Annotated in this window: 8 protein-coding genes and 1 pseudogene; 4 read left to right on the top strand and 5 right to left on the bottom strand. The window is 71.4% G+C overall.

The window, feature by feature from the left end:
* The coding region (locus D471_RS0107445) for a bifunctional transcriptional activator/DNA repair enzyme AdaA (RefSeq protein ID WP_017598032.1) at nt 1–974 on the bottom strand (974 nt) is incomplete at its 3' end.
* Between the two features lie 51 nt (nt 975–1025).
* Nucleotides 1026–1307 (bottom strand): hypothetical protein, encoded by a 282-nt coding sequence (locus D471_RS0107450; RefSeq protein ID WP_017598033.1) that lies wholly within the window; start codon nt 1305–1307, stop codon nt 1026–1028.
* A gap of 66 nt (nt 1308–1373) precedes the next feature.
* On the opposite strand from D471_RS0107450, the gene D471_RS0107455 reads away from it, so the two are divergent.
* The 3 genes from D471_RS0107455 (at nt 1374) to sucD (ending at nt 4193) form a co-directional block, all read left to right on the top strand.
* Nucleotides 1374–1775 carry a cobalamin B12-binding domain-containing protein gene (locus D471_RS0107455; protein ID WP_017598034.1) on the top strand — a complete coding sequence of 134 codons (402 nt, stop codon included), beginning with the start codon at nt 1374–1376 and terminating at the stop codon, nt 1773–1775.
* Between the two features lie 344 nt (nt 1776–2119).
* Nucleotides 2120–3301, top strand: coding sequence for an ADP-forming succinate--CoA ligase subunit beta (gene sucC, locus D471_RS0107460; RefSeq protein WP_017598035.1), 1182 nt, complete (start codon nt 2120–2122; stop codon nt 3299–3301).
* Between the two features lie 13 nt (nt 3302–3314).
* Nucleotides 3315–4193, top strand: a complete 879-nt coding sequence (sucD, locus tag D471_RS0107465) for a succinate--CoA ligase subunit alpha (protein WP_017598036.1) — start codon at nt 3315–3317, stop codon at nt 4191–4193.
* 51 nt (nt 4194–4244) lie between these two features.
* Here sucD and D471_RS40755 read toward each other — a convergent pair whose 3' ends face one another.
* The 3 genes and pseudogenes from D471_RS40755 to D471_RS40760 form a co-directional block, all read right to left on the bottom strand.
* Nucleotides 4245–4409 carry a hypothetical protein gene (locus tag D471_RS40755; protein ID WP_017598037.1) on the bottom strand — a complete coding sequence of 55 codons (165 nt, stop codon included), beginning with the start codon at nt 4407–4409 and terminating at the stop codon, nt 4245–4247.
* 217 nt (nt 4410–4626) lie between these two features.
* Nucleotides 4627–4746, bottom strand: a pseudogene (locus D471_RS42625) (DUF1707 SHOCT-like domain-containing protein); the annotation flags it as partial.
* Nucleotides 4747–4853: 107 nt separating this feature from the next.
* Nucleotides 4854–5333 carry a DUF1707 SHOCT-like domain-containing protein gene (locus D471_RS40760; RefSeq protein ID WP_017598039.1) on the bottom strand — a complete coding sequence of 160 codons (480 nt, stop codon included), beginning with the start codon at nt 5331–5333 and terminating at the stop codon, nt 4854–4856.
* Nucleotides 5334–5473: 140 nt separating this feature from the next.
* Here D471_RS40760 and D471_RS0107485 point away from each other — a divergent pair, with 140 nt between their 5' ends.
* Complete coding sequence (locus tag D471_RS0107485) at nt 5474–7120, top strand: cell division protein PerM (protein WP_026127504.1); 1647 nt, start codon at nt 5474–5476, stop codon at nt 7118–7120.
* Nucleotides 7121–7279 lie beyond the last annotated feature (159 nt).

Genomic DNA, 7279 nt, shown 5'->3' on the forward strand with positions numbered 1-7279 from the left:
GCCCGGACGGAGACCTGCTGCCCCAGCACCGCGCGGACGGCCAGCTCGGCCGGGTCCACGTGCCCGGGGGAGCGGATTCCCGGGTACGCGGTCACGGTCGGGCCGAGAACAGGGTCGGCCCGCAGGGCCTCGAGTACCGCGCGCGGGTCGGCGTCCAGATCCAGCAGCAGCCGGCACCGCCGGACGGCGCTCATCAGGTCGCTCGGCTCGGACAGCCGGAGCCGGCACACGACGTGCCCCCTCCCCGGGGACAGTTCGACGATGCCGGGGCCGTGGGGGAGGGCCAGCGTACGGCGGTACGCGCCGTCCCGGAACTCCTCCACCCCCGGCACCGCGCGGTCGCCGAGGAACCGCAGCATCCGGTCGAGGTCGATCGGTTCCCGGTAGGGCAGTCGGAGGGTGAGTGATCCCTCCGGCGCCGGGCCGCCCGCGCGCATCTCGCTCGGGCTCCGGTCGAAGACCGCGCGCATGGTCTCGTTGAACTGGCGGATGCTGGAGAAGCCCGACGCGAAGGCCACGTCGGCCAACGGCATGTCGGTGGTCTCCACGAGGATGCGGGCGGTCTGGGCGCGCTCGGTCCTGGCCAGAGCCAGGGCCCCCGCCCCCAGCTCAGCGGTCAGCAGCCGGTTGAGTTGACGTTCGCTGTAGCCGACCGCCGCCGCCAGGGCACCGACCCCGCCCCGGTCCACCGCGCCGTCCTGGATGAGTCGCATCGCGCGCCCCACGACGTCGGCCCGCAGGTTCCACTCGGGCGAACCCGGGGTCCGGTCGGGGCGGCAGCGCTTGCACGCCCGGAAGCCGGACTCCTGGGCAGCGGCGGCTGACGGGAAGAAGCGCGTGTTCTCCCGCTTCGGGGTCACCGCCGGACAGCTGGGGCGGCAGTAGATACCGGTCGTGCGCACCGCTGTGTAGAACACCCCGTCGAAGCGGGCGTCGCGGCTGTGCACGGCGCGGTAGCGCTGGTCGTCGTCCATGGATCCATACTCACCGACGTGCCGGACCCCGGGCTGGCGGTTTTCGGACGTTCAGCTCCCCTGCTCCCCGTGCTCCCTGAGGTACTCGACGTAGACGGGGCGCAGCGCCTCCTGGACTTTCGGGTCCGTCTCCACGGACAGGGCCTCGTACAGGAATCCGGACGCCTGCGCGACGCTGGCCTCGCTCGCCTCCATGTTGCCCGCGACCGCCTCGGCCGCCGGGATGAGACCGAGCAGGCGCCAGAAGAAACGCACGTCCCACCGCTTGCGCGCGAGTTCCACGGCGCGGTCCCGCAGGTCGTCGGTGCTGATCTGTTCGAAGTTCTCCCCCATGCGGGCAAGATACCCCTGAGCACGGTGTCCACCCCTGGGTTACGCTTCTCACGAAAGGGGTGCGCCATGACAAGGGTCGTCGTCGCCAAGCCTGGTCTGGACGGGCACGATCGCGGGGTCAAGATCGTCGCCCGCGTGCTACGCGACGCCGGGGTCGAGGTGATCTACACCGGGCTGCGGCAGACCCCTGAGATGATCGTGGCCGCCGCGCTCCAGGAGGACGCCGACGCGATCGGTCTGTCCGTGCTCTCCGGCGCCCACATGACCATCTTCGCCCGTGTCATGGAGCTGCTCCGCGAGAACGACGCGACCGACATCCGGGTCTTCGGCGGGGGCATCATCCCCGACGCCGACATCGAGGAGCTGGAGCGGATGGGGGTCGCCAAGATCTTCACGCCCGGTGCGCCGACCGCCGAGATCGCCGACTGGGTGCGGGAGAACGTGCGTCCGGCCACCGCGCACGGGTGACCTTCGTCGCATCGCACAACGGGTGAAACCGTCCCGTCTGGTGTGATTGGAGGTGTCTCTGGTCACACGAATTCCCATCGGGGGCGGCGCGCAACGCCGTATGCGTGGTGATCGAGCCGGAACGGCCCTGGACAACACGCCCCCGGTGTCCGTCGCCCGGATGCCGGGCGACTAAGCTTTGCGCATGTCGCGGGTGGCAACTCCGCGGCGTTCTCGATCTTCTGTAGCGGCTCAGCCCACGAGGCTGCGCGTCGTGTGACACATGATCAGTGGGTCACAGCCGATCCGGACGAGGCCACCCCGGCAGACACTCTTGAGCCAGCGAGTTACAAGGACGGACCCTCGTGGACCTGTTCGAATACCAGGCGAAGCAACTCTTCGCAGAGTACGGGGTTCCCGTACCCCAGGGGAAGGTGGCGAGCACGGCCGCTGAGGCACGTGCCATCGCTGAGGAGTTCGCCGCCGCCGGTAAGCCGCGCGTCGTCGTCAAGGCGCAGGTCAAGACCGGTGGCCGCGGCAAGGCTGGCGGTGTGAAGGTCGCCGAGGGCCCCGAGGACGCCCAGGCCAAGGCCGAGCAGATCCTCGGAATGGACATCAAGGGCCACACGGTCCACCGCGTCCTGGTCGAGGAAGCCTCCGACATCGCGGAGGAGTACTACTTCTCCTTCCTGCTGGACCGTGCGAACCGCACCTTCCTGTCGATCTGCTCCGCCGAGGGAGGCGTGGAGATCGAGGAGGTCGCGGTCTCCAACCCCGACGCGGTCGCCAAGATCGCCGTCAACCCGCTGACCGGCGCTCCCGCCGACGTCGCCGCGGAGATCGTCAAGGCGGGCAAGCTCCCGCAGGCCGCCGCGGAAGGCGCCGCCGAGGTCATCACCAAGCTGTGGGACGCCTTCGTCGGCAAGGACGCGAACCTCGTCGAGGTCAACCCGCTCATCCTCACCAAGGACGGCCGTGTCGTCGCCCTCGACGGCAAGGTGACCCTGGACGAGAACGCCGAGTTCCGCCAGGACCTGGAGAGCCTCACCTTCCCGGAGGAGGGTGACCCGCTCGAGGTCGCCGCCAAGGCGAAGGGCCTCAACTACGTCAAGCTCGACGGCGAGGTCGGCATCATCGGCAACGGCGCGGGCCTGGTCATGTCCACCCTGGACGTGGTCGCCTACGCCGGCGAGGCGCACGGCAACGTCAAGCCCGCCAACTTCCTCGACATCGGCGGCGGGGCGTCCGCCGAGGTCATGGCCAACGGCCTGGAGATCATCCTCGGCGACCCGGCGGTCAAGAGCGTGTTCGTCAACGTCTTCGGCGGCATCACCGCCTGCGACGCCGTCGCCAACGGCATCGTCCAGGCCCTGGAGATGCTGGAGGGCCGCGGCGAGGACGTCTCCAAGCCGCTCGTCGTCCGCCTGGACGGCAACAACGCCGAGCTGGGCCGCGACATCCTCACCAAGCGCGCCCACCCGGCCGTGCGACAGGTCGACACGATGGACGGCGCCGCCGCTCAGGCCGCCGAGCTCGCGGCGAAGTAGGGGAACGGACACCATGGCTATCTTCCTGAACAAGGACAGCAAGGTGCTGGTCCAGGGCATGACCGGCTCTGAGGGCACCAAGCACACCCGCCGCATGCTCGCGTCGGGCACCAACATCGTCGGTGGCGTGAACCCGCGCAAGGCCGGGCAGAGCGTCGACTTCGACGGCACCGAGGTTCCCGTCTTCGGCTCGGTCGCCGAGGGCATGGAGGCCACCGGCGCCGACGTCACCGTCATCTTCGTCCCGCCGAAGTTCTGCAAGGACGCGGTCATCGAGGCGATCGACGCCGAGATCGGCCTCGCGGTCGTCATCACCGAGGGCATCCCGGTCCACGACACCGCCGTGTTCTGGGCCCACGCGGGCGCCAAGGGCAACAAGACGCGGATCATCGGCCCCAACTGCCCGGGTCTGATCACGCCGGGGCAGTCCAACGCGGGCATCATCCCGGCCGACATCACCAAGCCGGGCCGCATCGGGCTGGTGTCCAAGTCCGGGACGCTGACCTACCAGATGATGTACGAGCTGCGTGACATCGGCTTCTCCTCGGCCGTGGGCATCGGTGGCGACCCGATCATCGGGACCACGCACATCGACGCGCTCGCCGCCTTCGAGGCCGACCCCGACACCGACGCGATCGTCATGATCGGTGAGATCGGTGGTGACGCCGAGGAGCGCGCCGCCGACTTCATCAAGGACAACGTGTCCAAGCCGGTCGTCGGCTACGTGGCCGGGTTCACCGCCCCCGAAGGCAAGACCATGGGCCACGCGGGTGCGATCGTGTCGGGTTCCTCCGGCACCGCGGCCGCGAAGAAGGAGGCCCTGGAGGCCGTCGGCGTGAAGGTCGGCAAGACCCCCAGCGAGACCGCCAAGCTGGTGCGCGAGCTGTTCTAGGACACCGCGCCGTGCCGGCCCCGTCCCCCGTGTGGGGGCGGGGCCGTTCTCCTATCCGCCCTCGATCTCGCCGCGGTCGCCACCGAGTCCGCGCCGCTGCTTCCTGGCACGGACGCCGCGTGTGGTGGCCACTGACAGGCCGGGCACCATGACCAGGGCGAAGAAGGCCAGCCAGCCGACGATGGCGTAGACGTTGCCGCTGGCGATCGCGGGCATGCCCCACATCGCGAAGAGGAGCCCACCCCAGATCAGCAGTGCGGTCGGCCGGGGTCCCCCGCGCTCGTCGCCGCTCGGGGCCGTGGGCGCACTCGGGGCCCGGGCCGCCGGTTCGGCGGGGGGGGNNNTCCGTGAGCGTCGTGGGGTGCAGGCGCGGCGGGAGATCCGCGAAGAGCGGGGCCAGGTCGGCGGTGGTGACCGCGTGCAGGGCCGTGTTCGAGCGGGACTCGTGCTCCTCCAGGTCCAAACGCCCCTCCGAGAGCGCCGTCCGCAGCAGGTTCAGGGCGTCGTCGCGTTCGTCGTCGGACAGTCGGTAGCCGTGGTCGGGGCCGCTCATGGGTGTTTCCTTCGGAAGGTGTGACGGGGGTGGCCCGCTTCTCACGTTAGGACGTCGTCTGTCGCCGTCGGGTTCCGGTTCGCCCGTGCGTCGGCTCGGCGGGCGGGTCACACGCCACCGCCACCGCCACCGCCACCGCCTCCGCCTCCATCGCCTCCTCCGCCACCGAACCAACCCCCTCCGGCGCCACCATCGCCCGCTCGGCCACCGTGACCGGACCGACGGCCGGACCGGACGCCGACCCAGACGATCCCGGCGAAGTTGAGGACCGCGCACAGCATCAGGATCGGAGCCCAGGTGAACATGGCGAGGGGATGGGTGGCGGCGACCGCGAGGAAGGCTCCGACCGACAGGGCGAATCCGACGAAGGGCAGCGCGGTGGGTACCGTGCCCTTCCTCAGGAACGCGGGACGGAATCGCCGGGGGAGGTCGTCGAAGATCGGGAACAGGTCGGAGACGGTGGTCGCGTGCAGGACCGCCTCCGTGCGGGTCTCGTGCTGGGTCGTGATCAGCCATCCGGCCGAGCGTGCCGTCCGCAGCGCTTCCAGGGCCTCGTCGCGTTGGTCGTCGGAGAGGGGGCGGGTCATGGGAGTGCTCGCCTCCGGGGATGTCGGGTGTGTCTCGTCTCCCATGGTGGGACGAAGGTGCGGGGCGTAGGGTTGGCTCGCCCACGACACGCGACGCCGGGATACCACGGAGCATTCCGGTCCCTGGCAGCATAAGTCGGGTGAGTACGCCAGGATCTCCCCCTGACCGAGGCCGGAAGCGGCCGAGCGGCACACCGGTCGACGCGCCCCGCCACCCCTCACCCGGGCCGCGGCCGCTCTACCCGACCGGCGGGGTCGCCGCCGCCACCGCCGCGGGCATCGGTCTCGCCGTGATCGTCACGTTGACCATCGTCGGGTGGGTGGCCGCGCCGCACTCGCCCTTCGGCGAGGAGGTCGTCGAACTCCTCCAGGGGGCCGTGCTGGCGTGGTTGGTGAGCCACCACGTGTCCTTCGCGATCGAGGGCGGGCAGTTCGGACTGCTACCGATCGGGCTCGTCCTCATTCCGGCCCTGCTCCTGTACCGGTCGGGCCGATGGTTGGCGCGCAGCTGCGAGATCGGCCGGTTGCGGCACGTCTACCGGGCGGCGTTGGCGATCGCCGGGCCCTACGCGGCGATCGCGGGCACGCTCGCCCTGCTGGCGCGTACCGACACCATGGAGCCCAGCATGCCGCGTGCGCTGGTGATGGGCTTCGTCATCGCGTTCCTGGCCGGGGGGCTGGGGTCGCTGCGCCAGATGATGCGGGACCGCGATGTGGCGGTCGGCGCGCTGCTGGGCCTCATGCCGGGCCGTGCGCGCTCCCTGCTCGTGGGGATGGGCGCCGCCACCGGCTCTCTGCTGCTGGGCGGTCTGCTGCTGTTCCTCGCCGCGCTGGCGGTGAACCTGCCCGAGGCGGTGGACGCGACCCGCGCGCTCGCCCCCGGGTTGGTCGGGGGGACACTGCTCCTGCTCGTACAGATCGCCTATCTGCCCAACGCGATCGTGTTCGCGGTCTGCTACGCCCTGGGGCCGGGGTTCACGATGGGGGAGGCGACCATCGTGGCGCCCACGGGTGTGTCCGTCGGGGCGCTGCCGATGTTTCCCATGCTGGCGGCCCTGCCGACGAACGGCGCCGCGCCCGTGGCGTCGCTCGCGGCGCTGGCCGTTCCGTTCGTGGCGGGCGCGGTCGGCGGGGTGCTGACCCAGCGCAGCGCACCGGACGTGGTCAGCGAGGCGGCGCCGCTGTGGGGGTTCGTGTGCGGGGTGACCACGGGCATGGTCTGCGCGGCCCTGGGGGAGCTCGCGGGCGGTTCCCTGGGCGCGGAGCGGCTCACCGACATCGGCCCCTCGTCCTGGCAGGTGGGGCTCGTCGCCGCTCTGGAGGTCGGGGTGGCCGCGGCGATCGCGGCCTGGATCGCCAACTGGTGGTACACGCGCAGGATGCGTCTGGCCTTCGCGGCGGCCGCCGAGGCCCCGGTGAAGGAGGAGCCCGGGAAGGAGGCTGAGGCGGAGCTGCCCGAGCCCGTGCCGGTGGGCGAGGGGTTGGCGACGGTGACGCCGTTGCACCCGCGGGAGGACGACGAGGACGGGGCCGAACAGCGGGAGCCGTCCGAGGCCGAGCGCTTCGCCGAACGCCAGCGCGTGCGGGAGCGGGCCAGGAAGGAGAAGAGGGCGGAGCGCGCCGCGCGTAAGGAGGCCCGAGCGGAGCTGCGCGTCCAGCGCAGGGAGGAGCGGCGGGCCCAGAAGGCGGAGAAGCGCCGGAGCCGCCGCGAGGACGGGGACGCGGAGTCCGAGGAGATGTACGGGATCAGCTACGAGGCCGACCCCGAGGAGGTCGACGCACCCTGATCCGCCCGGGGCCGGGAGCACCCCCGTGCGCGGCTGCCCGTGCGCCCCTGGACGAACCACGGGGCCGTTCGGGAGGACGAGCGGTGCCCCCGTTCGACGACCCCCGCCACCGCCTCGCGCCGTCCGGTCCCCGAGACGCGACCGGCCCCGCCGCACGCG

Source organism: Nocardiopsis lucentensis DSM 44048, assembly GCF_000341125.1.
Classification (GTDB): Bacteria; Actinomycetota; Actinomycetes; order Streptosporangiales; family Streptosporangiaceae; genus Nocardiopsis; species Nocardiopsis lucentensis.